Raw genomic sequence first — 25097 nt, forward strand, 5'->3', positions numbered from 1 at the left:
GGCGGGGTTCACGCCGTCGGCGGTGCGGGCCACCCGTGGCTGGGGTTGCGCAGTTCCCCGCGCCCCCAAGATGCCCACCCGTGGCCGGCACCACCGTTTTTAAGGGGCGCGGGGAACTGCGCAACCCCAGCCACGGTGGACCCGCACAGGCGCGCAGCCCCACCTCGACACCCGAGGCCACACGAACCCCGTACCACCCGCCCCCCGGTAAACCGTTTACCGACCACGGCTCCGCGACCCATAGGATTGGGCCCAAACCGAGAACACGCACCCCGTGAGGATCCGCATGCCTGGCATCACGCGCGAGGAGGTCGCCCACCTCGCCCGGCTGGCGCGTCTGGAGCTGAAGCCCGAAGAGCTCGACCACTTCGCAGGCCAGCTCGACGACATCATCGGCGCGGTCGCCCGCGTCAGCGAGGTCGCCGACCAAGACGTACCGCCGACTTCGCACCCGCTGCCGCTGACGAACGTCATGCGCCAGGACGAGGTCCGTCCGTCGCTCACCCCCGAGCAGGCGCTCTCCGGCGCCCCGGCCCAGGAGCAGCAGCGTTTCAAGGTGCCGCAGATCCTGGGGGAGGACTAAACAGTCATGACGGACATCAACGTCAACATCATCAAGCTGACCGCCGCGGAGATCGCGGCGAAGATCGCTTCCGGCGAGCTCACCGCCGTCGAGGTCACCGAGGCCCACCTGGCCCGCATCGGTGCCGTCGACGAGAAGGTGCACGCCTTCCTGCACGTCGACCGTGAGGGCGCCCTGAAGCAGGCCGCCGCCGTCGACGCGAAGGTCAAGAACGGCGAGAAGCTCGGCCCGCTGGCCGGCGTCCCGCTCGCGCTGAAGGACATCTTCACCACGGAGGGGATCCCGACCACCGTCGGCTCGAAGATCCTCGAAGGGTGGATCCCGCCGTACGACGCGACGCTGGTCAAGAAGTTGAAGGCCGCCGACGTCGTCATCCTCGGCAAGACCAACATGGACGAGTTCGCCATGGGGTCGTCGACGGAGAACAGCGCGTACGGCCCGACCGGCAACCCGTGGGACCTCACCCGGATCCCCGGCGGCTCCGGCGGCGGTTCCTCCGCCTCCCTCGCCGCGTACGAGGCCCCGCTCGCCATCGGCACGGACACCGGCGGCTCGATCCGCCAGCCCGCCGCCGTCACCGGCACCGTCGGCGTCAAGCCGACCTACGGCGGCGTCTCCCGGTACGGCATGGTCGCGTTCTCGTCCTCCCTGGACCAGGGCGGGCCCTGCGCCCGTACGGTCCTGGACGCGGCGCTCCTGCACGAGGCCATCGCGGGCCACGACCCGCTGGACTCCACGTCCATCGACGCCCCGGTCCCGGCGGTCGTCGAGGCCGCGAGGAACGGCAGCGTGCAGGGCATGCGCGTGGGCGTCGTCAAGCAGTTCCGCGGCGAGGGCTACCAGGCCGGCGTCGTGCAGCGCTTCGACGAGTCCGTCGAGCTGCTGAAGTCGCTGGGCGCCGAGGTCGTCGAGCTGGACTGCCCGTCGTTCGACCTGGCCCTGTCCGCGTACTACCTGATCGCGCCGTCCGAGTGCTCCTCGAACCTCGCCCGGTTCGACGCCATGCGCTACGGCCTGCGCGTCGGCGACGACGGTTCGCACTCCGCCGAGGACGTCACCGCGCTGACCCGCGAGGCCGGCTTCGGCGACGAGGTCAAGCGCCGCATCATCCTGGGCACGTACGCCCTGTCGAGCGGCTACTACGACGCGTACTACGGCAGCGCCCAGAAGGTGCGCACGCTGATCACCCAGGAGTTCGAGGCCGCGTTCGAGCAGGTCGACGTGATCGTCTCGCCGACCACGCCGACCACCGCCTTCCCGATCGGCGAGCGCGCCGACGACCCGATGGCGATGTACCTCGCGGACCTGTGCACGATTCCGACCAACCTGGCGGGGAACTCGGCGATGTCGCTGCCCTGCGGCCTCGCCCCCGAGGACGGGTTGCCGGTCGGCCTGCAGATCATCGCCCCCGCGATGAAGGACGAGCGCCTGTACAAGGTGGGGTCCGCCGTCGAGGCGGCTTTCGTGGAAAAGTGGGGGCACCCGTTGCTAGAGGAGGCTCCGTCGCTGTGAGTGCCATGGCAAAGAAGGCCAAGAACTTCAAGAAGTCCAAGTCCGGCGTCTACATCTCGTTGGCCAGCACCGCCTTCGGTGCGATCAGCGTCGCGAAGCAGGCGAAGATGGCCCGCAACGACAACGACACCCTGCGGCTGGTCGACGCCGCCGTGTCCGCTGCCGCCATCGCCACCGGCCTGGCGATCCTCTACCGGGAGCTCAAGCGCCTGGGCGACGACGACGTCCTGCTGGGCTGAGAGGGAAGTTTCAGAAATCGTGACTGCCACGACCACGTCCGAGCTGATGGGGTACGAGGACGCGCTCGCGTCGTTCGACCCGGTCATGGGCCTTGAGGTCCATGTCGAGCTCGGTACGAAGACGAAGATGTTCTGCGGCTGCTCCACCGAGCTCAAGCAGGACGCCAACAGCCAGACCTGCCCGACCTGCCTCGGCCTGCCCGGCGCGCTGCCGGTCGTGAACGAGATCGGCATCGAGTCGGCCATCAAGATCGGCCTCGCGCTCAACTGCTCGATCGCCGAGTGGTGCCGTTTCGCCCGGAAGAACTACTTCTATCCGGACATGCCGAAGAACTTCCAGACCTCTCAGTACGACGAGCCGATCGCCTTCAACGGCTATCTGGACGTCCAGCTGGAGGACGGCGAGGTCTTCCGCGTGGAGATCGAGCGCGCCCACATGGAGGAGGACACCGGCAAGTCGACGCACGTCGGCGGTGCCACGGGTCGTATCCAGGGCGCCTCGCACTCGCTGCTCGACTACAACCGCGCGGGCATCCCGCTCATCGAGATCGTCACCAAGCCCATCGAGGGCGCGGGCGAGCGGGCCCCCGAGGTCGCCAAGGCGTACGTTGCCGAGCTCCGCGAGGTCATCAAGGCGCTCGACGTGTCCGAGGCCCGGATGGACAAGGGCCAGATGCGCTGCGACGTGAACCTCTCCTTGCGCCCGCACGGGCGCGAGGAGTTCGGTACGCGTTCCGAGACGAAGAACGTGAACTCGCTGCGTTCCGTCGAGCGTGCCGCGCGGTACGAGATCCAGCGGCACGCCGCGGTGCTGACCTCCGGCGGATCGATCGTGCAGGAGACCCGTCACTTCCACGAGGAGGACGGCTCCACCACGTCGGGCCGCATCAAGGACAACGCCGAGGACTACCGGTACTTCCCGGAGCCCGACCTGGTGCCCATCGCCCCGTCCCGCGAGTGGGTCGAGGCGCTGCGCGCCGAGCTGCCCGAGATGCCGCTGGCGCAGCGCAACCGGCTGATCGAGGAGTGGGCCGTCAGCGCCCACGACATGCAGTCGATCCGCAACGCCGGCGCGATCGGGCCGATCGTCGCCACGATCGCGGCCGGCGCGGATTCGGCGTCCGCCCGTAAGTGGTGGATGGGCGAGCTGGCCCGCTCCGCGAACGACCAGGGCGTCGAGCTCGCCGCGCTGCCGATCACGCCGGAGCAGGTGGCCCGCGTGTCCGAGCTGGTCGCCGCGGGTGACCTCAACGACAAGCTGGCCCGCCAGGTCATCGACGGCGTCCTCAAGGGCGAGGGCACGCCGGACGAGGTCGTCGAGAAGCGCGGCCTGAAGGTCGTCTCGGACGACGGTGCGCTCACCACTGCCGTGGAGGAGGCGATCGCGGGCAATGCGGCGATCGCCGACAAGATCCGGGGCGGCAAGGTTGCGGCCGTCGGTGCGCTCGTCGGTGCGGTCATGAAGGCGACCCGGGGCCAGGCCGACGCGGCCCGCGTCAAGGAACTGATCCTGGAGCAACTGGGCGTCAGCGAAGGCTGACAGCGCCTGGGCGGCGGTGCACCGGGTCACCGGTGGGCCGCCGCCTTTCCGTGTCCGACGTCGCGGGGCGCTGCCCCGGACCCCGCTGGCTCTCGTCCGAAAGGCGGGGCTTGAAATGATCACCGCCCTCGCCCTCCTGCTCGTCACGCTCGTCTTCGCCGTCCTACGGCCCCGTAAATGGCCGGAGGCCGTTGTTGCCGTACCCGCGGCGGTAGTGGCCATCGCCACGGGAAAGGTGACGCCCGCCCACGCCTGGGCCGAGACCCAAGAGCTGCTCCCGGTCGTCGGGTTCCTCGCGGGGATCCTCCTCCTGGCCCAACTGTGCGCCGACGAAGGCCTGTTCCGAGCGGCAGGCGACCTGGTCGCCCGCGCCTGTCACGGCAGTCCGAAGCGGATGCTCGGCGGCGTCTTCGCGGTGGCCGCCGGGATCACCGCCGTACTGAGCCTCGACGCCACCGTCGTCCTGCTCACCCCGGTCGTCTTCGCGACGGCGGCCCGGATCGGCGCACGACCTGCCCCGCACGTCTACGCGAGCGCCCACCTCGCCAACTCGGCCTCGCTGCTCCTCCCCGTATCGAACCTCACGAACCTGCTGGCCTTCGCGGCGAGCGGGCTCACGTTCACGCACTTCGCCGGGCTGATGGCGCTCCCGTGGCTGGTGGCGGTCGGCATCGAATACGCGGTGTTCCGCCGCTACTTCGCCAAGGACCTGGCCGCGCCCGCGCACGACCCGGATCCCGAAGAGCCGCCCGGCGTCCCGGTGTTCACCCTCACGGTGCTCGCGCTCACGCTCGCCGGATTCGTCGTCACGTCCCTCGCGGGCGTCGAACCGCTGTGGGCCGCCTTCGCGGGGGCGGCCGTGCTCGGCGCCCGAGCCCTCGCCCGCCGCCACAGCACCCCGGTGGAACTGCTCAAGGCGGCCAACCTGCCGTTCTGCCTCTTCGTCCTTGCGCTCGGCGTCGTGGTCAAGGCCGTGGTCGACAACGGGCTCGGGGACGCCATCGCCCGCTTCCTCCCCGACGGTTCGTCCCTGTCCACGCTCCTCGCGATCGCCGGGGCCGCGGCACTCCTCTCCAACGTCATCAACAACCTGCCGGCGATCCTCGCCCTGCTCCCGGTCGTCACTCCGATGGGTCCCGGGCCGGTGCTCGCCGCTCTGATCGGAGTCAACCTCGGCCCCAACCTCACGTATGTCGGCTCGCTGGCGACCCTCCTGTGGCGGCGCATCGTGCACGACCACGGAACGGAGCCCGAGTTGGGCACGTTCACCCGCCTCGGCCTGCTCACGGTCCCCGCGACGCTCGCGGCTTCGACCGTCGCTCTGTGGGCCGTGCTCACCTTGTGAGTAAGGACACGAAAGCGACAAAGGATCACTTCTGCCTGTAAGAGTGTCTCGCTCTTGCTCATGTGTTCTTTGCGGGCGGTTTACGCACCAAGCGGATGTTCCCTGCCAAAGACCAACAAATGACTCAGGGGGCACGTCCGTGGCCGCACTTGCCCGCTGGTGCGTCAGGCACCGGCTCGTGGTCGTACTTCTGTGGTTGACCGCCCTCCTGGGCACGAGCGCCGCCGCTGCCGTCGCCGGTTCCGCGTACTCGAACGACTACGAGGCGCCCGGTACGGAGTCGGGGCGCGCCACACAGCTCCTGAACGAGAACTTCTCCGGGCTCGGCGGCGACAGCGACACCGTCGTCTGGCACATAGAGGGCTCCACCGTGCGCGCCGCCGACGTCGAGAAGACGATGAGCAACACCCTGGGCGAGCTCGCCGGGCTCCCCGGCGTCGCCTCCGTCGGATCACCGTACGAAGCCGGCGGCACGGGACAGACCAGCGCCGACGGGCACACCGCGTACGCCGCGGTCACCTTCGAGAAGCAGGCCGACGACATCCCGAAGGGCCAGGCGCAGGCCGTCGTCGACACCGCGCGGGCCGCCGAGGACGACGGGCCGGACGGGCTTCAGGTGGAGCTCGGCGGCAGCGCCGTCGCGCTCACCGAGTCGACCTCGGCCCACACGTCCGAGGTCATCGGCGTCGTCGTCGCGGCCGTCGTGCTCTTCCTCGCCTTCGGCTCGCTCGCCGCGGCCGCGCTGCCCATCGCCACCGCGCTGGTGAGCGTCGGCACCGCGTACGCGGGAATCGTGCTGCTCGGCCACGCCATGACGGTCGCGGACTTCGCGCCGATGCTCGGCATGCTCGTCGGGCTCGGCGTCGGCATCGACTACGCGCTGTTCATCGTGACCCGGCACAGGAGAGCGTTGAAGCGGGGTCTCCCGGTGGCCGTGGCCGCCGAGCGGGCCGTCGCCACGACCGGGCGGGCCGTCGTGTTCGCCGGGGCCACCGTGTGCATCGCCCTGCTCGGCATGCTGATGCTGGGCCTGAGCTTCCTCAACGGCGTCGCCATCGCCGCCTCCGGGACCGTGCTGCTCACCGTCGCCGCGTCCGTGACGCTGCTGCCCGGGCTGCTCTCGTACATCGGGATGCGCGCCCTGTCGCGGCGCGAGCGGCGGCGGCTCGCCGAGCACGGGCCGGAACCCGTGCTGCCCACCGGGTTCGCCGCCCGCTGGGCCGCCTTCGTGGAGCGCCGCCCGAAGCTGCTCGGCACGCTCGCCGTCGCGGCGATCGCGGTGCTCTCGCTGCCCACCTTCTTCCTCCACCTGGGCACGTCCGACCAGGGCAACAGTCCGGCGAGCAGCACCACCCGGCAGGCGTACGACCTCCTTGCCGACGGGTTCGGGCCCGGTGTGAACGGGCCGCTGACCCTCGTCACCCAGGTCGACGGCGCCAAGGACAAGGCCGCGCTCGCGGAGCTGACGAGCGAGCTGCGGGCCACCGACGGGGTCGCCTCCGTCTCACGTGTTACGTATAACGCCGACGACAGTGCCGCCCACGTCACCGTCGTACCGACCTCCTCGCCGCAGTCCGAGCGGACCAGCGAGCTCGTCGACCGGCTGCGCGCCGACGTCGTGCCCGCCGCCGAACAGGGCAGCACCCTCGATGTGCAGGTCGGCGGCGTCACCGCGAGCTACGACGACTTCGCGGAGGTCATCGTCGACAAGCTGCCCCTGTTCGTCGGGGTCGTGATCGGCCTCGGGTGCCTGCTGCTCCTGCTCGCCTTCCGGTCCATCGGGATCCCGCTCAAGGCCGCCGCGATGAACGTCGCCGCCGTGGCAGCCGCCTTCGGGGTCGTCGTCGCGATCTTCCAGTGGGGCTGGGGGAGCGAGCTGCTCGGGCTCGGGGCGGCCGGGCCGATCGAGCCCTTCCTCCCCGTGATCATGGTGTCGGTTCTCTTCGGGCTCTCCATGGACTACCAGGTGTTCCTCGTGAGCCGGATGTACGAGGAGTGGCTGGAGACCGGCGACAACCGGCGGGCGGTCCGGGTCGGGCTCGCCGAGACCAGCCGCGTGATCAACTCGGCCGCCGTGATCATGATTTCGGTGTTCCTGGCGTTCGTGCTCAGCGGGGACCGGGTGATCGCCATGTTCGGCATCGCGCTCGCCGTGGCCGTCGCCGTCGACGCGTTCATCCTCCGTACGCTCCTCGTGCCCGCCCTGATGCACATGCTCGGCGGCGCCAACTGGTGGCTGCCCACATGGCTGGAGCGACGCCTGCCGCGGCTGAGCATCGAGCCCCCCGAGTGCCGCGCCGCCGCGGGTGCGAGGATCCCGGTGAAGCGAGATCCGTTGCACGACCTCTCGGCGAAGGAGCCCGATGTACGCCATCCCGCTGGATGACACCCGTGCCGAACTGCGGCCCCTGGAGCCCTGGCACGCCGAGGAGTTCCTGGCCCACCTGGACCGGGGCCGGGAGTTCATAGGGCAGTTCATCCCGTTCGGCCAGGACGCCCGGGACGCCGAGGGCGCCCGGGCGCTGATCCAGCGGTACGCCGACAAGCGCGCAGCCGACAGCGGCAGCCTGCACGGCATCTGGCTGGACGGAAAGCTCGTCGGCGGCGTGCTCTTCCGGGTCTTCGACGCGGCAGCGGGCACCTGCGAGGTGGGCTGCTGGCTGGAGCCCGCCGCCACCGGGCGCGGCCTCATCACGCGCGCGGCCGGCGTGCTTATCGACTGGGCCGTCGAGGAGCGTGGCATTCACCGTGTCGAGTGGATCGCCGCCGCCGGCAACGCGCCCAGCATCGGCGTCGCCCGCAGGCTCGGAATGCGCCGCGACGGGGTGCTCCGCGAGGCGTTCCTGTACGACGGAGTACGCCATGACGAGGAGATCTGGTCCGTGCTCGCGCCCGAGTGGCGCAGCGCACGCGAGGCGCACAGAAAACATTAAGACGCCTCTCAGACTCCACCCCTACGGTGCGGCACATGACTACGAAGACTGAAGCGCAGAGCGACGCCGAGACCATGGCGGAGGAGGCCGTGAAGGCAGACAAGGCCGAGCAGGCCGACAAGGAAGCCACGGCGGAGGCCACCGAGGCCGAGACCGAGGACGCCGAGGCGGCTCAGGCCGCCGAAGCCGCCGCCGAGGCCGAGCTCGCGGCCCTCGAAAAGGCCGAGACCGAGAAGCCGACCGGCGTCGGCCAGGGCGCGGGCGCGATCGTCTCCGTGGCCCTCGGCATCGTCGGGCTCAGCGGCGGCTGGCTCGGCACCATCGCCTCGGCCCGCTCGCAGCTCCAAGGCCAGCTCACCACCTCGCAGAGCGCGGGCGTCGCCAAGCAGATCTCCGCGATGTACGGCGATGCCTGGCACTCCGCCGCCCTGGTCGGCGGGATCTTCTCGCTCGTCGCCCTGCTGATCGGCGCCGTCGTCCTGGCCAGGCCCGCGTTCGGCGCGCCCGGCAAGCCGCAGGCGGTGTGGATCAAGTCGACCGCGTGGGCGGGTCTCGTCATCGGCCTCATCGGGCTGCTGCTCGCCGTCGCCAAGTACACCGACCTGATCCTCGGCATGCCCGGGACCAGCGGCTGAGGCATCTGCCTTAGGGCGGCCGAGCCGCCTAAGCACACCGTGGGCCGCGCCTAAGGAGGCGCGGCCCACGAACATGCGGCACTCTCCCGATGTGCCGCACCCCCCTGGGAGACGAAAGTCGAGTCATCGCGGAGAACGCTCCGCGAGAACCGCAGAAATCGTCACCAGGGAGACGCAATGTTCGAGTACGAACTGCACCAGCTCCGCTCCGCAGAACTCATCGAGCAGGCCGAGCGCTTCCGCCTCGCACGCTTCGCCCATTCGCAGGCCAAGGCCCGCCGTGCGGAGCGCCGGGGCAGCCGGCAGGACAGCCAGGACGCCGAGAGGCCGGTGACCACCCGCCGGATCCGCCGGCGGCGCGCCCCGCACACCGCGTGAGCGCGCCCGCCGTGGCCGGCGGCGCGGAAACCACGGGCCCGCTGTCAGACCCGTGTGCCATCCTCAGCGATGTGGAGACCAGGTCCGTCAGCCCGGTGTTCGTCGGTCGCGCCGATGAGCTGGGCGTACTGAACAAGGCCCTTGCGCGGGCCGAGGCCGCCGAGCCGCAGGCGCTGCTGCTCGGCGGCGAGGCCGGCGTGGGCAAGACGCGCCTCGTCGAGGAGTTCGGCGCGGCCGCCCGCGAGCGGGGCGCCGTCGTGGTCACCGGCGGTTGCGTCGAGATCGGCGCCGACGGACTGCCGTTCGCGCCGTTCTCCACCGCCCTGCGCGCCCTGCGCCGCACACTGCCCGCCGAGGTGGACGCGGCGGTCGCGGGCCGCGAGGACGAACTGGCCCGGCTGCTCCCGGAGTTGGGAGACCAGGAAGGCCGGGGCTTCGACGGGCGCGGGGACGACAGCGCCATGGCCCGCCTCTTCGAACTCACCGCGCGGCTCCTGGAGCGCGTCGCCGCCGAGCGCACCCTCGTCGTCATCCTCGAGGACCTGCACTGGGCGGACGCCTCCACCCGCCACCTGCTCACCTACCTGTTCCGTACGCTGCGCAGCGGCCGCCTCGCCGTCATCGCCAGCTACCGCGCGGACGACGTGCACCGCCGCCACCCCCTGCGCCCCCTCCTCGCCGAACTCGACCGGCTGCGCACCGTCACCCGCATCGAGCTCGGCCGCCTCAGCCGGGACGAGGTGGCCCGCCAGATCGCCGGAATCATGGCCGCGGAACCCGAGCCCGCCGACGTGGACAACATCTTCCGCCGCTCCGACGGCAACGCGTTCTTCGTCGAGGAACTCGCCGTGTCCGCCGCCGAGGGCTGCGCCACGGGCCTGACGGACTCGCTGCGCGACGTCCTGCTCGTCCGCGTCGAATCGCTGCCCGAGTCCGCCCAGCGCGTCGCCCGGATCTGCGCGGAGGGCGGCTCCACGGTCGAGTATCCGCTGCTCGCGGCCGTCGCAGGGCTCGGCGAGGACGAGCTGATCGAGGCGCTGCGCGCGGCCGTCGGCGCGAACATCCTGCTCGCCTCGCCGGACGGGGACGGCTACCGGTTCCGCCACTCCCTGGTCCGCGAGGCCGTCAGCGACGACCTGCTGCCCGGCGAGCGCTCCCGCCTCAACCGCCGCTACGCCGAGGCCCTGGAGGCCGGGCCGACGCTGGTGCCCGCCGACGCGCGCGTGACACGCCTCGCCAGCTACTGGTACCACGCCCACGATGCGGCGAAGGCCCTGCCCGCCGTCCTCGACGCCTCCGTGGCGGCCCGCCGCCGGCACGCGTACTCCGAGCAACTGCGCCTTCTCGAGCGGGCGATGGAGCTGTGGGACGGCGCGCCGCAGGAGATCCGCTCGGCGCTGCGCATGGGCGACTACGCCATCGCCTTCAACTCCTGCGGCTGCGACCCCGCCGCGACCCCGCTCGACTACCTCGACCTGCTGTCCGAGGCCGCCGCCGCGGGGCGGCTGTGCGGTGAGCGGGAGCGCGCCCTGAAGATCGGCAAGCGGGGGATCCGCATCCTGGAGGAGAGCGGGAAGGCGGATCCCTTGCGGGCCGCGTGGTTCCACATCCAGAACTCCAAGATCGTCTCCCATATCGGCCGCGGCGACGGCTGGGACGAGATCGCCACGGCCCAGGAGCTCGTCCGGGGCCTCCCGCCGTCCGCCGTGCACGCCGAGGTCCTGGCGAACGTGGCGGCTTGGGGCATGCTGCACAGCCCCGGTGCCCAGACCCTCGCCGCCGCCGAGCGAGCCGTCGAGTACGCGCGCATGGTCGACGACGCGGAGGAGGTCGAACTCCACGCGCGTCTCGTCCGCGGCGGACTCCTCGTGGACGCGGGCGCCATCGAGGAGGGCTTCGCCGAGATGTACGCGGTTCGCGAGCGCTCCTTGGCGCAAGGGATGACTGCCCGCCTCATCAACGTCAATGTCAACCTGCCCTCCCACCTGGAGGGCGTCGGGCGTTCCACCGAAGCCGCGCGCATCTGCGAAGAGGCCATCGTCCTGTGCCGTCGCTACGGCCTCAGCGACAACAAGGGCTGGGTCCGCTCCAATCTGGCCGAGTCCCTCGTCTCGCTCGGCCGCTGGGACGAAGCGGTCGAGATGGCCGATTGGGTGAGCCGCCGCTTCGGACTCAGCGACAAGCCACGCGGCACCGCGTGCGCGCACCTCGCGGTGATCGCACTCGGCCGCGGCGCCCTTCAGGAAGCGGCCGACCATCTTGCCGCGGCCAACGGGTACTACGGCGCACACGACCCGCAGCCCCAGTACACGCTGCCCCGCACCCACCTCGCCGTCGCGCTCGCCGCCGCCCAGGGCCGCCTCCTGGACGCCCGCGCCGAGCTCGACCGGCTGATCACGGCGGGGCTGCCACCCTCCATGCACCGCTACCTGTGGCCCCTCCTACGTACCGCCGCCGCGGCCGAGGCCGATGCCCGGGGGCTGCCCGCCGCCGACGCCGGGCGCGCCGGGGCGATCGCCCGGATCCGGGACGCCGCCAAGCGGCAGGCCACCGCGGTCCCCGTCTGGCGGGCCCATGAGCAGTGGGTGCGCGCCGAGCTCCTGCGCGCGGAGGGCCGCGACACCGCCGCCGACTGGTCCGCCACGGCCACCGCGTTCGAGCTCCTCGACCGCCCGCACGATCTGGCCCGCGTCCGGCTCCGCCTCGCGGAGTCCCTGGTCGCGCGGGGTGCGGACGACGACCGGGACCGCGCCACCGAACTGCTCCGGCTCGCCGGGGCCGTCGCCGAGCACCTGGGCGCGCGCCCGCTCGCCGAATCCGTCGCACTGCTCGCCCAGCGTGCCCGGCTGGCCCTGACCCGCGATGTGCCGCGGCAGAGCGCTCCGGCCGACCCGGCGCAGGAGTTCGGCCTCACGAGCCGCGAGCGGGACGTGCTGCGCCTGGTCGCGGCGGGCCGCAGCAACCGGCAGATAGCCGAGGAGCTGTTCATCTCGCCGAAGACGGCCAGCGTCCACGTCTCCAACATCCTCGGGAAGCTGGGCGTCGCGGGCCGCGGCGAGGCGGCGGCCCTGGCCCACCGCCTGCACCTCGTCCCGGCGGAAAAGGCTCCCGTACGCTGAGAGGGAGGGCCCGCCCGGCCGGTCCCCGCCACTTGGAGGCGCCGTGTTCAACATGTTCGAGGAGCTGTTCTCGCCCGGCCGCAAGCACACCAACGACGAACGCAAGCGCCTGGAGCTCACCCGCACCGACACGAACGACGGCGACCCCGGCCGCGGCCCAATAGACCTCACATCCGGCAAGGTCGTCATCCGCCCGCCGGATCAAGCCCCTGCGGCGATTGAGCAGCCTCCTTCAACCCCCAGCGCCGATTGAGCCATTCAAGCCCCTGCGGCGATTGAGCAGGTCTTTTGAGCCCCGCTCTTGGACGAGAGCCCGCGGGGTCCGGGGCAGAGCCCCGAGTCCGCAACGACGGCGCCGCTCCACCGGCCGACGACCTCAGCCCACCTTCAGCTCCAGGATCCTGTCGTCCCCCGCCCCCGGCGTCCCCCTCGTATCCGTCTCACTCGTCACGAGCCACAACTTGTCCCCACCCGCCGCCACCACAGTCCGCAACCGCCCGTACTTCCCCTCCAGAAACGCCGTCGGCTCATGCGCCGCCTTCGCCCCGTCGAGCGGAATCCGCCACAGCCGCTCACCGCGCAGCCCGGCCATCCAGATCGACCCCTTCGCGTACGCGATCCCACTGGGCGAGGCGTCCGACGTGTGCCACTGGGCGATCGGGTCGTGGTACTTCTCGCCGCCCCCCTTGCCCTCGGCGTCGGGCCACCCGTAGTTGTCACCCGCCACGATGTGGTTCAGCTCGTCCCAGGTGTCCTGCCCGAACTCCGACGCCCAGAGCCGCTTGTCCTCGTCCCAGGCCAGACCCTGCACATTGCGGTGCCCGTACGAGTACACGGGGGAGTCGCCGAAGGGGTTGCCCGGCGCCGGCTCGCCCTCCGCGGTCAGTCGCAGGATCTTGCCGCCCGTCGACTTCTTGTCCTGCGCCAGCGGCTTGTCGTACGTCTCCCCGGTCCCCACGTACAGCAGCTTGTCCGGGCCGAACGCGATCCGCCCGCCGTTGTGGTTCGTGCCCTTGGGGATGCCGCGGAACACGGTGTCGGGGGCGCCCAACTGCTCACCGGACGGCTTCTTCTCGTCGTAACCCATCCGCACGACACGGTTGTCCGACTCCGTCGTGAAGTACGCATAAACCATGTGGTCGGAGGCGTACGAGGGGGAGAGCGCGAGGCCGAGGAGCCCGCCCTCGCCCTCGGGCGCGACGCCGGGCACCTCGCCGAGCACGGTCTTCTTCCCGGTCTTCGTGTCGACACGCGTGATCGTCCCCTCGTCGCGGGACGAGACGAGCAGGCCGCCACCACCGGGCAGCTCGGCGAGCCCCCACGGCGACTTGAGGCCGTCCGTGACGGTCCGCTCGACGCTCACCGAGCCCTTCGCCGGAGGTACGTCCCCCTTGGGGGACGAGGAGCCGCCCGCACCGCTCTCGCTCGGCGCGGACGCCGAGTCCTTGCTCGGCGAAGGGGAACCGTCACCGGAGGAGCACCCGGCCGTGAACAGGAGTGCGGCACAGGCGGTGACGGCCAACGCGGGCCGCACAGCTGGACGTTGCACGATCACGATCAGGTCCCTTCGACACGAAGCTCTGCCGTTCACACACCGCTCTACCGTTCAAACACCTCGCACGCCGCCGAGGTTCCCGAACCCGGCACCTGAACCCGGTACCCGAACCCGGTCGCTCAGTCCCAGGACCCCTGCGCCGCCGGAAGACCCGCGAGCTCCGCGAAGTCCTCGGCGGTGAGCCGCAGTTCCGCGGACGCCGCGTTCTCCAGTGCCCAGCGTTCCTGTTTGGCGCCCGGCACCGGCACCACGCCCTCACCTTGCGCCGCCACCCAGGCGAGCGCCACCTGGGCCGGTGTCACGCGCTCCCCGTGCCGCGCGGCGATCCGGCGCAGGCCCGCCACGAACGGCTGGTTCGCCGCCATCATCTCGGCGGTGAAACGGGGGTGGCGGGCGCGCAGATCGTCCGGCTCGAAGCCCCCACCGGTGGTGAGCGTGCCGGTCAGGAACCCGCTGCCCAGCGGCATCGCGGCGAGGAACCCGACGCCGCGCGCCGCGCACCACGGCAGCAGCGCCCCGAGCGCCTCCGGCGACCACACCGACAGCTCGGCCATGACCGCGCTCACCGGGAACACCTGCTGCACCCGCTCCAACCGGCGGATCGTTCCGGCATGCCGTGCGGCCCGGCCACCGCGCCGCGAGCCCCGCGCGTCCACGGCACAGAAGCCCAGCGAGCGCACCTTGCCCGCGCTCACGAGCTCCGCCATCGCGCCCCACGTCTCCTCGACGGGAACCTCGGGGTCCTCGCGGTGCAGTTGGTACAGGTCGATGACGTCGGTCTGCAGGCGCCGCAGCGACGCGTCACAGGCCCGCTTCACGTAGCCGGGCCTGCCGTTGGCGACGATGTGCTGCTCGCCGACGAGCAGCCCCACCTTCGTCGACACGAAGGCGTCCGCCCGCCGTTCCTTGAGCACACGGCCGAGCAGCAGCTCATTGGTGAAGGGCCCGTACATGTCCGCGGTGTCGACCAGGCTGCAGCCCCGGTCCAGGGCGGTGTGCAGGGTGCGCAGGGACTCCTCGCCGCGCTGCCGCGAGCCCGTGTACGCCCAGCTCATCGGCATGCAGCCGATGCCGACGGCACCCACGTCGAGGCCCGTCGCGCCGATCGCCTTGCGCGCGCCACCTTGCTTCACGTGCCCGTGACCCTCCCCAGGACCTGCCTGGCCCCTCGTGCTGAGGTCCCCAACCTAACCTCTGTCCCTTCACGCGACTGACATAGCCTCCTGACCATGACTGGTGATGTGTGGCTGCCCTTCCGCGCCGACGAGATCCCGGGCCTCCCGCAGGGGCTCGACTACCGTTTCTGGAACGGTGAACCCGACTTCCCCGCGGACCCCGCCGACTGCGCCTACTACGTCGTCCCCTACATGAAGCCGCCGGGCATCGGCGTCCGCCCGATGCCCGAGATGACGTCCGTACGCGCCGTGCAGACGCTCTCCGCGGGCGTCGACCACGTACAGGGCGGGCTGAAGTACCTGCGTCCCGGCGTCCAGTTGTGCAATGCGCGCGGTGTGCACGACGCAAGCACCGCCGAGCTCGCGCTCACCCTGATCCTCGCCTCCCTGCGCGGCATCCCCGACTTCGTCCGCGGCCAGGACCGCGGCGAGTGGCGCGGCGGATTCCGGCCCGCGCTCGCCGACAAGCACGTCCTCATCGTGGGGTACGGCGCCATCGGCGGTGCCATCGAGGACCGGCTCACGCCGTTCGAGGTCGCGCGGGTGACACGCGTCGCGCGCTCCGCCCGTACAACGGAGCGCGGGCCCGTGCGCCCGCTCACCGAGCTTCCGGAACTGCTGCCGCAGGCCGATGTCGTGATCATGGTGACCCCGCTCACCGAGGACACCCGCGGCCTCGTGAACGCCGAGTTGCTCGCGCGTCTCAAGGACGGTGCGCTGCTCGTGAACGTCGGCCGCGGCCCGGTCGTCGACACCAAGGCCCTCCTCGCGGAGCTGGAGACGGGCCGCATCACCGCGGCCCTCGACGTCACCGATCCCGAACCGCTGCCCCAGGAGCACCCGTTGTGGCAGGCTCCAGGGGTGCTCATCTCGCCGCACGTGGGCGGCCCCACATCCGCCTTCCTGCCGCGGGCCAAGCGCCTCCTCGCTGCTCAGCTCACGCGGTTCGCGGCGGGGGATCCGCTCGAGAACGTCGTACTCACTATCGACGGAAGCGGCGACTGACACCCGGTCACCTCGCGACTCTGCACACCCACAGACCTCGCGAACCACACCGGCCCCACGGGTAACTCCCGTAGGGCCGCATGCCGTTCGTCGGGCACGCTGTGCGCCCGCTTGAATGCGCCCCGTGCCCGCCCCGCGCCCGCATCGTGCCTGGTCGTCACGGAGAGTAGAGGAACTATGTCCCTGAGTGACGAGACTGGTGTATCGTCCCGACTGGGGCAGCGCCGTGCCAGCACGCGGCGCCGGGGAAGAGTGACGGACTGCGAGGGGGGCGACGGGCGATGCACGGCCTATGGGCGAACGATCCGACTCGGCGGGGCCGTCGACGGCGGTCCTGTGCGATGACCCGCGCGACGATGCGGGGCCGAAGTCCCGGCTGCCGCAGGGCACATGTGCATCGGACGGGCCCTCGCGGCGGCCGCAGAAGGCATCAGCAGGCCCGGCAGGGGAAAGCGGACATGGGGGCCGCCCGGTGGACCGGGGCGGCCCGGTGAGTACGCACCCCACGCCGACGACGGCACTGGGCGCCTCGATGTACTCCGGCGGCCAGGCCCCCGCCCGAGCCCCTGAACGGGGTGGCACGGGACTCCAGTTGCTCCTCGCCCTGGTGTGCGCCGGCTTCGTGGTGGGGTCCGCGTTCGGCTGGGGATCCGACCGGCTCGCCCTGATCATGGGGGACTTCGGCCTGAGCCTCGCGGCGGCGATCGCCGCCGTATCGAATTTCGTGTACGCGCGCAGCAGGCGCAGCCGCTTTCGACCCGCCTGGCTCCTGTTCTCGTTCTCCTCGCTCATGGCCAGCCTCGGTAACGGGGTGTGGGGCTGGTACGAGGTCGTCCTGCGCGAGCCGGTGCCGTCGCCGAGCCTCGCCGACCTGTTCTTCCTCTGCTTCGCGCCGCCCGCCATCATCGGCCTGCTCGTCCTCGCCCGGCGGCCCGTCACCAAGGCCGGCTGGATCTGCCTCGCGCTCGACGCCTGGCTGATCGCCGGCTCCCTGATCACCCTCTCCTGGAGCCTCGCCCTCGCGCACACCGCCGAGTTCGAGGGGCAGAGCGTCACCCGCACCGCGCTCTCCCTGGCGTACCCGCTGCTCGACATCGCCCTGGTCAGCATGGTGCTCGCGCTGCACTTCCGGCGTTCTCCCGGCGATCGCAAGGCGGTGAACACCGCGATCGGCGCGCTCGCCGTCACGGTGATGTGCGACGCACTGTTCACCTCGCCCCTGCTGCACGCCAGTTACCGCTCGGGCGAGATCCTGGACGCCGGCTGGTTCGCCGGTTCGCTGCTGCTCGCGTACGCGCCGTGGGTGGGAGAGCGGCGCGGCGTGCGCGAGGACGACTCCCCGCCCGGATCCGGCGGCCGCTACCAGGTCAGCTACACCCGCCCGATCTCCGGCTCGCTCGCCGCGCTCACCCCGTATCTGGCCGCCGCCGTCTGTACGTTGGGCATTCTCTACAACGTGCTGGACGGGCATCGGGTGGATCGCGTCGTGCTCTTCACGGCCTGCACCGTCGTCCTGGCGCTCGTCATGCGCCAGGGCATCATGCTGCTCGACAACATCACGCTCACCCGGGAGCTGGCGCAGAAGGAGAACCACTTCCGCTCCCTGGTCCAGGGCTCCAGCGACGTCATCATGATCGCGGCGCCGAACGGGACGCTGAGATACGTCAGCCCGGCCGCCGCGGGCGTCTACGGGCGGGACGCCGAGGACCTCGTAGGCTCCGAACTCGCGTCGATCATCCACCCCGAGGACCTCGGGCGTGTGATGCACGAGGTGCGCAGATTCCTCGCCGCGAGCCAGATCGAGGAGCCCACTACGCGCATCGAATGCCGCTTCCGGTCCGGCACGGGCACCTGGCTGAACGTGGAGTCGACGGTCAACCGGCACCACGGCGGCCTGATCCTCAACAGCCGGGACGTGACCGAAAGGGTGCGCCTCCAGGCCCAGTTGCAGCACAACGCGGAGCACGACCCACTTACCGACCTGCCCAACAGGTCGCTGTTCACCAAGCGGGTCGGACAGGCCCTCGCCGGTCGCCGGGCAGGCGACCTGGGCACCGCCGTGCTCTTCATCGACCTCGACGGCTTCAAGCAGGTCAACGACACGATCGGCCACCAGGCGGGCGACGAACTGCTCGTCCAGGCGGCGAGAAGGCTGGCCGAATCCGTGCGCGCCTCGGACACCGCGGCCCGGCTGGGCGGTGACGAGTTCGCGGCGCTGATCGTCGGAGACGGAGGGCGCGACCACACCGCGAGGGAACAGCAGATCTACGAGCTGGCCGACCGGCTCAGAATCACCCTGTCCCAGCCGTACTCGATCGACGGGCACGACGATGTGCGGGTCGCCGCTTCCATCGGAGTCGCCTTCGCCGAGCCGGACATCGGGGCAGGAGAGCTGCTGCGCAACGCCGACCTGGCGATGTACCGGGCGAAGGCGGCAGGCAAGGGCCGCGTCGAGCTGTACGCGCCGCAGATGCAGGCCGATGTCGTACGCAAGGCGGAGCTGGCGACAAGGCTGCGATCGGCGCTGCACGAGGGCGAGTTCGCGCTGCTCCACCAGCCGATCGTCTCGCTCGACGACGGCCGGATCACGGCGGTCGCCGCGCAGGCCCGATGGCGCAGCGCGCAGGGCATCCTGTTCACGCCCGCCGAGTTCCTGCGGGTGGCCGACGACAGCGAGCGCACCGCGGAGCTCGGCCGCTGGATGCTGGAGGAGGCCGTCGAGCAGGCCGCCGAGCGCGGGCACAGCGGGCACGGGACGCCGGTCGCCGTGCGGATCAGCGCCGGCCGGCTCCTCGACCGGGCCATGCCGCTCGGCTCGATAGAAGCGCTCCTCACCCGGCACGGGCTGCCCTCGGGCGCGCTCGTGATCGAGCTGGCGGACAGCGACCCCAGAGTCCCGCTGGACGAGCTGGAGCGGCGTCTGACGGCCCTGCGCCGCCTCGGCGTCCGGATCGCGCTGGACGGCTTCGGCAGCGGCTACGCGGCCATCACGGCGCTGCGCCGCCTCCCCGTCGACGTACTGAAGTTGGACCGCTCGCTGATCGAGGGCGTCGTCGAGTCCGCGCGGCTGCACAAGATCACCAGCGGGCTGCTGCGGATCGCGGGCGACCTCGGGCTCAACTCCGTGGCGGACGGTGTGGACCTGCCCGAGCAGGTCGCGGCGCTGCGCTCGATGGGGTGCACGCACGGGCAGGGCATGGCGTTCTCCGGGCCCCTCGACGAGTACCGGCTGCGCCGCGCCCTCACCTCGGGGGAGTATCCGGTCCCCAGGGGCCCCGCCGAGCCGGTGTTCGCGGGCTTCACCACCCTGCGCTCACATAATGAGACGCCCGTCCCACCCACTTGACACGCCCTACGCGCCGGGGGGAGGGTCAGTGCCATGCGCACCCGAATTCTCGTACTTGGAAAGCGCGTCGGCTGAAGCTGGGACCACTGGTTCGAACACCGGAAACCCAGCGACCGCACCCGGCGCGCTCCCCTCGCTTGCCTCACGGCACGAGGGGTTTTTTGTTGCACTGGTGCCGGTTCAGATCCGCCGCCCACCGCCCGACACACACGTAAGACCCTGCAGAACCCTCGCAAAAACCCTCAGCATCGAGAAGAGAATGCCGATGACCGAGCAGGCCACCGGGGCCAGCCAGCCGCAGCCGCGGCCCCGTTCCGGAGGACAGCAGTCCGCCCCCGTCGAGCGCGTCACGGGTGCGAAGTCCCTCATTCGCTCGCTTGAGGAGGTCGGGGTCGACACCGTATTCGGCATCCCCGGCGGCACGATCCTTCCCGCGTACGACCCGATGATGGACTCGAGCCGGGTGCGCCACGTGCTCGTCCGTCACGAGCAGGGTGCGGGCCACGCGGCCACCGGTTACGCGCAGGCCACCGGCAAGGTCGGTGTCTGCATGGCCACGTCGGGCCCGGGTGCCACCAACCTGGTGACGCCGATCGCCGACGCGATGATGGACTCGGTGCCGCTCGTCGCGATCACCGGCCAGGTCGTCTCCAAGGCGATCGGCACGGACGCCTTCCAGGAGGCGGACATCGTCGGCATCACCATGCCGATCACCAAGCACAGCTTCCTGGTCACGAAGGCCGAGGACATCCCGAAGGCGATCGCCGAGGCGTTCCACATCGCGGCCACCGGCCGCCCGGGCCCCGTCCTCGTGGACATCCCGAAGGACATCCTCCAGGCGCAGACGACGTTCTCCTGGCCGCCGCAGCAGGACCTGCCCGGCTACCGCCCGGTGATCAAGCCGCACGCCAAGCAGATCCGCGAGGCCGCGAAGCTGATCACGAATGCGAAGCGGCCCGTCCTCTACGTCGGCGGCGGCGTCCTCAAGGCAGGGGCCACCGCCGAGCTCAAGATGCTCGCCGAGCTCACCGGAGCGCCCGTCACCACCACCCTGATGGCGCTCGGCGCATTCCCCGACAGCCACCCGCTGCACGTGGGAATGCCGGGCATGCACGGTGCGGTCACCGCCGTCACCGCGCTGCAGAAGGCCGACCTGATCGTCGCCCTCGGAGCCCGCTTCGACGACCGCGTCACCGGCAACCTGGACAGCTTCGCCCCGTTCGCGAAGGTCGTGCACGCGGACATCGACCCGGCGGAGATCGGCAAGAACCGCGCCGCCGACGTGCCGATCGTCGGGGACGCCCGCGAGGTCATCGCCGACCTCATCCAGGCGGTCCAGAAGGAGCACAGCGACGGTCACACGGGCGACTACAGCGCCTGGTGGAACGACCTCAGCCGCTGGCGCGAGACCTACCCGCTCGGCTACGACCAGCCCGCGGACGGCTCGCTCTCCCCGCAGCAGGTCATCGAGCGCATCGGCCAACTCGCCCCCGAGGACACGATCTTCGCGGCGGGCGTCGGCCAGCACCAGATGTGGGCCGCGCACTACATCCAGTACGAGAAGCCGGCGACCTGGCTGAACTCGGGCGGCGCCGGAACCATGGGCTACTCGGTGCCCGCCGCGATGGGTGCCAAGGCCGGCGCGCCGGACCAGCCGGTCTGGGCGATCGACGGCGACGGCTGCTTCCAGATGACCAATCAGGAGCTCACCACCTGCGCCCTGAACAACATCCCGATCAAGGTCGCCATCATCAACAACGGCGCCCTCGGGATGGTCCGCCAGTGGCAGACGCTGTTCTACAACCAGCGCTACTCGAACACCGTGCTGCACGCGGGCCCGGACGGCGAGACCCCGCCCAACAAGGGCACTCGCGTCCCGGACTTCGTGAAGCTGAGCGAGGCCATGGGCTGCTACGCCATCCGCTGTGAGCGCCCCGAGGACCTCGACAAGTGCATCGAGGAGGCGAACTCGATCAACGACCGCCCGGTCGTGGTCGACTTCATCGTCCACGAGGACGCCATGGTGTGGCCGATGGTCGCCGCCGGCACCTCCAACGACGAGATCATGGCCGCTCGGGACGTCCGTCCCGACTTCGGCGACGGCGAAGACGACTGAGCGACGACGAGACGTAGAGAGAGACCAAGAGATATGTCCAAGCACACACTCTCCGTCCTGGTCGAGAACAAGCCCGGTGTCCTCGCCCGGATCACCGCCCTCTTCTCGCGCCGCGGCTTCAACATCGACTCGCTCGCCGTCGGCGTCACCGAGCACCCCGACATCTCGCGCATCACCATTGTCGTGAATGTCGAAAAGCTCCCGCTCGAACAGGTCACGAAGCAGCTCAACAAGCTGGTCAACGTCCTGAAGATCGTCGAGCTGGAGCCCGACGCGGCCGTGGCCCGCGAGCTGGTGCTCGCCAAGGTCCGTGCCGACAACGAGACGCGCTCGCAGATCGTCGAGATCGTCCAGCTGTTCCGCGCCAAGACCGTGGACGTCTCCCCGGAGGCCGTCACCATCGAGGCCACCGGCTCCAGCGACAAGCTCGAGGCGATGCTCAAGATGCTGGAACCCTTCGGCATCAAGGAGCTCGTCCAGTCGGGCACCATCGCGGTCGGCCGCGGCTCGCGCTCCATCACCGACCGGAGCCTGCGGGCACTCGACCGCTCCGCGTAGCTCGCATAGCGAGACCCCTCAACCTTCTTTCCGCACCCCGCCGTACGGTGGGACGCAACACCAGCACACCAAGGAGAACCCCAGTGGCCGAGCTGTTCTACGACGACGATGCCGACCTGTCCATCATCCAGAACCGCAAGGTCGCGGTGATCGGCTACGGCTCCCAGGGCCACGCCCACGCGCTCTCGCTCCGCGACTCGGGTGTCGACGTGCGTGTCGGTCTGCACGAGGGCTCCAAGTCCAAGGCCAAGGCCGAGGAGCAGGGCCTGCGCGTCGTCACGCCGTCCGAGGCCGCGGCCGAGGCCGACGTCATCATGATCCTGGTCCCGGACCCGATCCAGGGCAAGGTCTACGAGGAGACCATCGCCCCGAACCTGAAGGACGGCGACGCGCTGTTCTTCGGCCACGGTCTGAACATCCGCTACGGCTTCATCAAGCCGCCGGAGGGTGTCGACGTCTGCATGGTCGCCCCCAAGGGCCCGGGCCACCTCGTGCGCCGTCAGTACGAGGAGGGTCGCGGCGTTCCGTGCATCGCGGCCGTCGAGCAGGACGCCACGGGCAAGGGCTTCGAGCTCGCCCTCTCCTACGCGAAGGGCATCGGCGGCACCCGCGCCGGCGTCATCAAGACGACCTTCACCGAGGAGACCGAGACCGACCTCTTCGGTGAGCAGGCCGTTCTCTGTGGTGGCACGGCCGCGCTGGTCAAGGCCGGTTTCGAGACGCTGACCGAGGCCGGCTACCAGCCGGAGATCGCGTACTTCGAGTGCCTGCACGAGCTGAAGCTCATCGTCGACCTCATGTACGAGGGCGGCCTGGAGAAGATGCGCTGGTCGGTCTCCGAGACCGCCGAGTGGGGCGACTACGTGAGCGGCCCGCGGATCATCACGGACGCCACCAAGGCCGAGATGAAGAAGATCCTCGCCGAGATCCAGGACGGCACGTTCGCCAAGAACTGGATGGACGAGTACCACGGCGGTCTGAAGAAGTACAACGAGTACAAGAAGCAGGACGAGGACAGCCTCCTGGCGACCACGGGCGCGGAGCTCCGCAAGCTCATGAGCTGGGTGAACGACGAGGAGGCGTAAGCCTCCGGACAACGGGCCGCGGCCGCTGCCGCGGCCCGTTGTCCATTCCGTCCAGCCTCGGACGGGTGATCCTTCCGAGGAGGCGTAAGAGGCTCTCCTCGGCGCCACTACACTGCTGACAACATTCGCGTCGGGCCCACAGCGTCGTGCGTCTTCCACGCGGCACAAGCGACACCGAGATGGACCAGGCACGTCCCCGCACCGAACGACGCGGGGACGCACCCGGCCCGTCCCGGTGCCGCTCCCCCCTCCACCGCCTGCGGCCGTCGGGACGGCCGTCCGCACTGGACCTGTGAGGACTCACGTGAGCACTGCTGCCAACGGCAAACCCGTCGTACTCATCGCCGAAGAGCTGTCGCCCGCGACGGTCGACGCGCTGGGCCCGGACTTCGAGATCCGCCAGTGCAACGGCGCGGACCGGGCGGCGCTGCTGCCCGCCATCGCCGACGTCGACGCGATCCTGATCCGCTCGGCCACCAAGGTCGACGCCGAGGCGATCGCCGCCGCGAAGAAGCTGAAGGTCGTCGCACGAGCCGGCGTCGGCCTCGACAACGTCGACGTGTCCGCCGCCACCAAGGCAGGCGTGATGGTCGTCAACGCGCCGACCTCGAACATCGTGACCGCCGCCGAGCTCGCCTGCGGCCTGCTCATCGCCACCGCGCGCAACATCCCGCAGGGCTCGCAGGCCCTCAAGGCCGGCGAGTGGAAGCGCAGCAAGTACACGGGCGTCGAGCTCGCCGAGAAGACGCTGGGTGTCGTGGGCCTGGGCCGCATCGGCGCCCTCGTCGCGCAGCGCATGTCCGCCTTCGGTATGAAGGTCGTCGCGTACGACCCGTACGTGCAGCCCGCGCGCGCCGCGCAGATGGGCGTGAAGGTCCTCTCCCTCGACGAGCTGCTCGAGGTCTCCGACTTCATCACCGTGCACCTCCCGAAGACCCCCGAGACGCTTGGCCTGATCGGCGACGAGGCGCTGCACAAGGTCAAGCCGAACGTGCGGATCGTCAACGCCGCGCGCGGCGGCATCGTCGACGAGGAAGCGTTGTACTCGGCGATCAAGGAGGGCCGCGTCGCGGGCGCCGGCCTCGACGTGTACGCGAAGGAGCCCTGCACGGACTCCCCGCTGTTCCAGTTCGACCAGGTCGTCTGCACCCCGCACCTCGGCGCCTCCACGGACGAGGCGCAGGAGAAGGCCGGCGTCGCCGTCGCCAAGTCGGTGCGCCTCGCGCTCTCCGGCGAGCTCGTGCCGGACGCGGTGAACGTCCAGGGAGGCGTCATCGCCGAGGACGTCAAGCCGGGCCTGCCGCTCGCCGAGCGCCTCGGCCGGATCTTCACCGCGCTCGCCGGTGAGGTCGCGGTCCGCCTCGACGTCGAGGTGTACGGCGAGATCACCCAGCACGACGTGAAGGTGCTCGAACTCTCCGCGCTCAAGGGCGTCTTCGAGGACGTCGTCGACGAGACGGTGTCCTACGTCAACGCCCCGCTGTTCGCGCAGGAGCGTGGCGTCGAGGTCCGCCTCACGACGTCCTCCGAGTCGCACGAGCACCGCAACGTCGTCACGGTGCGCGGCACCCTCGGCGACGGCGAGGAGGTCTCGGTCTCCGGCACGCTCGCGGGCCCGAAGCACCTCCAGAAGATCGTCGCGGTCGGCGAGTACGACGTGGACCTGGCGCTCGCCGAGCACATGGTCGTCCTGCGCTACGAGGACCGTCCCGGCGTCGTCGGCACGGTCGGCCGTGTCCTCGGCGAGGCGGGCATCAACATCGGCGGCATGCAGGTCTCGCGCGCCGACGTCGGCGGCGAGGCCCTCGCGGTCCTGACCGTGGACGACACGGTGCCGCAGTCGGTCCTGACCGAGCTGGCCGCCGAGATCGGCGCGACCTCGGCGCGGTCCGTCAACCTCGACTGAGGTCTCTGCTTCGAGAGCACGAGTACGTATACGAGGGCCGGGTCACCCGCGGGTGACCCGGCCCTCG

The 25097-nt window shown here is 70.7% G+C and carries 19 protein-coding genes; 17 read left to right on the forward strand and 2 right to left on the reverse strand.

What is annotated here, in order from left to right:
* Nucleotides 1-286: 286 nt before the first annotated feature.
* The 11 genes from gatC to ABT004_RS13725 all read left to right on the forward strand — a co-directional run bounded on the left by gatC (nt 287) and on the right by ABT004_RS13725 (nt 12537).
* A complete protein-coding gene (gene gatC, locus ABT004_RS13675; RefSeq protein ID WP_351335407.1) occupies nt 287-583 on the forward strand; it encodes an Asp-tRNA(Asn)/Glu-tRNA(Gln) amidotransferase subunit GatC in 297 nt (98 codons plus the stop codon).
* A gap of 6 nt (nt 584-589) precedes the next feature.
* The gene (gene gatA / locus ABT004_RS13680) at nt 590-2095 is read left to right on the forward strand and encodes an Asp-tRNA(Asn)/Glu-tRNA(Gln) amidotransferase subunit GatA (protein ID WP_351335409.1); all 1506 of its coding nucleotides are present in this window, start codon (nt 590-592) and stop codon (nt 2093-2095) included.
* 5 nt (nt 2096-2100) lie between these two features.
* Nucleotides 2101-2334, forward strand: coding sequence for a hypothetical protein (locus ABT004_RS13685; RefSeq protein WP_351335462.1), 234 nt, complete (start codon nt 2101-2103; stop codon nt 2332-2334).
* 19 nt (nt 2335-2353) lie between these two features.
* Nucleotides 2354-3874 (forward strand): Asp-tRNA(Asn)/Glu-tRNA(Gln) amidotransferase subunit GatB, encoded by a 1521-nt coding sequence (gatB, locus tag ABT004_RS13690; RefSeq protein ID WP_351335411.1) that lies wholly within the window; start codon nt 2354-2356, stop codon nt 3872-3874.
* A gap of 115 nt (nt 3875-3989) precedes the next feature.
* Entirely contained in the window at nt 3990-5219 is a 1230-nt protein-coding gene (locus ABT004_RS13695; protein WP_351335414.1) for an arsenic transporter, read from the forward strand.
* A gap of 139 nt (nt 5220-5358) precedes the next feature.
* Nucleotides 5359-7605 carry an MMPL family transporter gene (locus tag ABT004_RS13700; protein ID WP_351335417.1) on the forward strand — a complete coding sequence of 749 codons (2247 nt, stop codon included), beginning with the start codon at nt 5359-5361 and terminating at the stop codon, nt 7603-7605.
* A complete protein-coding gene (locus tag ABT004_RS13705) occupies nt 7583-8152 on the forward strand; it encodes a GNAT family N-acetyltransferase (protein ID WP_351335420.1) in 570 nt (189 codons plus the stop codon). The genes ABT004_RS13700 and ABT004_RS13705 overlap by 23 nt, the downstream gene beginning before the upstream one ends.
* A 35-nt stretch (nt 8153-8187) precedes the next feature.
* Nucleotides 8188-8787, forward strand: coding sequence for a hypothetical protein (locus ABT004_RS13710; RefSeq protein ID WP_351335423.1), 600 nt, complete (start codon nt 8188-8190; stop codon nt 8785-8787).
* A gap of 177 nt (nt 8788-8964) precedes the next feature.
* Nucleotides 8965-9165: a hypothetical protein gene (locus ABT004_RS13715; RefSeq protein ID WP_351335425.1), complete on the forward strand. Its 201-nt coding sequence runs from the start codon at nt 8965-8967 to the stop codon at nt 9163-9165.
* A gap of 11 nt (nt 9166-9176) precedes the next feature.
* The gene (locus ABT004_RS13720; protein WP_451188183.1) at nt 9177-12284 is read left to right on the forward strand and encodes a helix-turn-helix transcriptional regulator; all 3108 of its coding nucleotides are present in this window, start codon (nt 9177-9179) and stop codon (nt 12282-12284) included.
* A 43-nt stretch (nt 12285-12327) separates the two neighbouring features.
* Nucleotides 12328-12537, forward strand: a complete 210-nt coding sequence (locus ABT004_RS13725) for a DUF6191 domain-containing protein (RefSeq protein WP_351335429.1) — start codon at nt 12328-12330, stop codon at nt 12535-12537.
* 123 nt (nt 12538-12660) lie between these two features.
* Here ABT004_RS13725 and ABT004_RS13730 read toward each other — a convergent pair whose 3' ends face one another.
* Together ABT004_RS13730 and ABT004_RS13735 are read right to left on the reverse strand one after the other, a co-directional pair.
* Nucleotides 12661-13839, reverse strand: a complete 1179-nt coding sequence (locus ABT004_RS13730; RefSeq protein ID WP_351335432.1) for a PQQ-dependent sugar dehydrogenase — start codon at nt 13837-13839, stop codon at nt 12661-12663.
* Nucleotides 13840-13958: 119 nt separating this feature from the next.
* Nucleotides 13959-14900, reverse strand: coding sequence for an aldo/keto reductase (locus ABT004_RS13735; protein ID WP_502966956.1), 942 nt, complete (start codon nt 14898-14900; stop codon nt 13959-13961).
* Between the two features lie 168 nt (nt 14901-15068).
* On the opposite strand from ABT004_RS13735, the gene ABT004_RS13740 reads away from it, so the two are divergent.
* The 6 genes from ABT004_RS13740 to serA all read left to right on the forward strand — a co-directional run bounded on the left by ABT004_RS13740 (nt 15069) and on the right by serA (nt 25030).
* A complete protein-coding gene (locus ABT004_RS13740; RefSeq protein WP_351335438.1) occupies nt 15069-16019 on the forward strand; it encodes a 2-hydroxyacid dehydrogenase in 951 nt (316 codons plus the stop codon).
* 490 nt (nt 16020-16509) lie between these two features.
* On the forward strand, nt 16510-19365 hold the full coding sequence (locus tag ABT004_RS13745) for a putative bifunctional diguanylate cyclase/phosphodiesterase (protein ID WP_351335441.1): 2856 nt from the start codon (nt 16510-16512) through the stop codon (nt 19363-19365).
* A gap of 265 nt (nt 19366-19630) precedes the next feature.
* On the forward strand, nt 19631-21481 hold the full coding sequence (locus ABT004_RS13750) for an acetolactate synthase large subunit (RefSeq protein ID WP_351335444.1): 1851 nt from the start codon (nt 19631-19633) through the stop codon (nt 21479-21481).
* 33 nt (nt 21482-21514) lie between these two features.
* The gene (gene ilvN / locus ABT004_RS13755; protein WP_351335447.1) at nt 21515-22039 is read left to right on the forward strand and encodes an acetolactate synthase small subunit; all 525 of its coding nucleotides are present in this window, start codon (nt 21515-21517) and stop codon (nt 22037-22039) included.
* 83 nt (nt 22040-22122) lie between these two features.
* Nucleotides 22123-23124: a ketol-acid reductoisomerase gene (gene ilvC / locus ABT004_RS13760; protein ID WP_351335450.1), complete on the forward strand. Its 1002-nt coding sequence runs from the start codon at nt 22123-22125 to the stop codon at nt 23122-23124.
* Nucleotides 23125-23428: 304 nt separating this feature from the next.
* Nucleotides 23429-25030, forward strand: coding sequence for a phosphoglycerate dehydrogenase (serA, locus tag ABT004_RS13765; RefSeq protein ID WP_351335452.1), 1602 nt, complete (start codon nt 23429-23431; stop codon nt 25028-25030).
* Nucleotides 25031-25097: the final 67 nt, after the last annotated feature.

The organism is Streptomyces sp. NPDC002790, assembly GCF_040295505.1.
In the GTDB taxonomy this organism is placed as follows: domain Bacteria; phylum Actinomycetota; class Actinomycetes; order Streptomycetales; family Streptomycetaceae; genus Streptomyces.

Excerpts from the sequence above, each read along its gene's own strand:
- gatC (WP_351335407.1), top strand. The coding sequence starts at position 287 with ATGCCTGGCATCACGCGCGAGGAGGTCGCCCACCTCGCCCGGCTGGCG.
- gatA (WP_351335409.1), top strand. The coding sequence starts at position 590 with ATGACGGACATCAACGTCAACATCATCAAGCTGACCGCCGCGGAGATC.
- ABT004_RS13685 (WP_351335462.1), top strand. The coding sequence starts at position 2,101 with ATGGCAAAGAAGGCCAAGAACTTCAAGAAGTCCAAGTCCGGCGTCTAC.
- ABT004_RS13695 (WP_351335414.1), top strand. The coding sequence starts at position 3,990 with ATGATCACCGCCCTCGCCCTCCTGCTCGTCACGCTCGTCTTCGCCGTC.
- ABT004_RS13705 (WP_351335420.1), top strand. The coding sequence starts at position 7,583 with ATGTACGCCATCCCGCTGGATGACACCCGTGCCGAACTGCGGCCCCTG.
- ABT004_RS13710 (WP_351335423.1), top strand. The coding sequence starts at position 8,188 with ATGACTACGAAGACTGAAGCGCAGAGCGACGCCGAGACCATGGCGGAG.
- ABT004_RS13715 (WP_351335425.1), top strand. The coding sequence starts at position 8,965 with ATGTTCGAGTACGAACTGCACCAGCTCCGCTCCGCAGAACTCATCGAG.
- ABT004_RS13735 (WP_502966956.1), bottom strand. The coding sequence starts at position 14,900 with ATGCCGATGAGCTGGGCGTACACGGGCTCGCGGCAGCGCGGCGAGGAG.
- ABT004_RS13740 (WP_351335438.1), top strand. The coding sequence starts at position 15,069 with ATGACTGGTGATGTGTGGCTGCCCTTCCGCGCCGACGAGATCCCGGGC.
- ABT004_RS13750 (WP_351335444.1), top strand. The coding sequence starts at position 19,631 with ATGACCGAGCAGGCCACCGGGGCCAGCCAGCCGCAGCCGCGGCCCCGT.
- ilvN (WP_351335447.1), top strand. The coding sequence starts at position 21,515 with ATGTCCAAGCACACACTCTCCGTCCTGGTCGAGAACAAGCCCGGTGTC.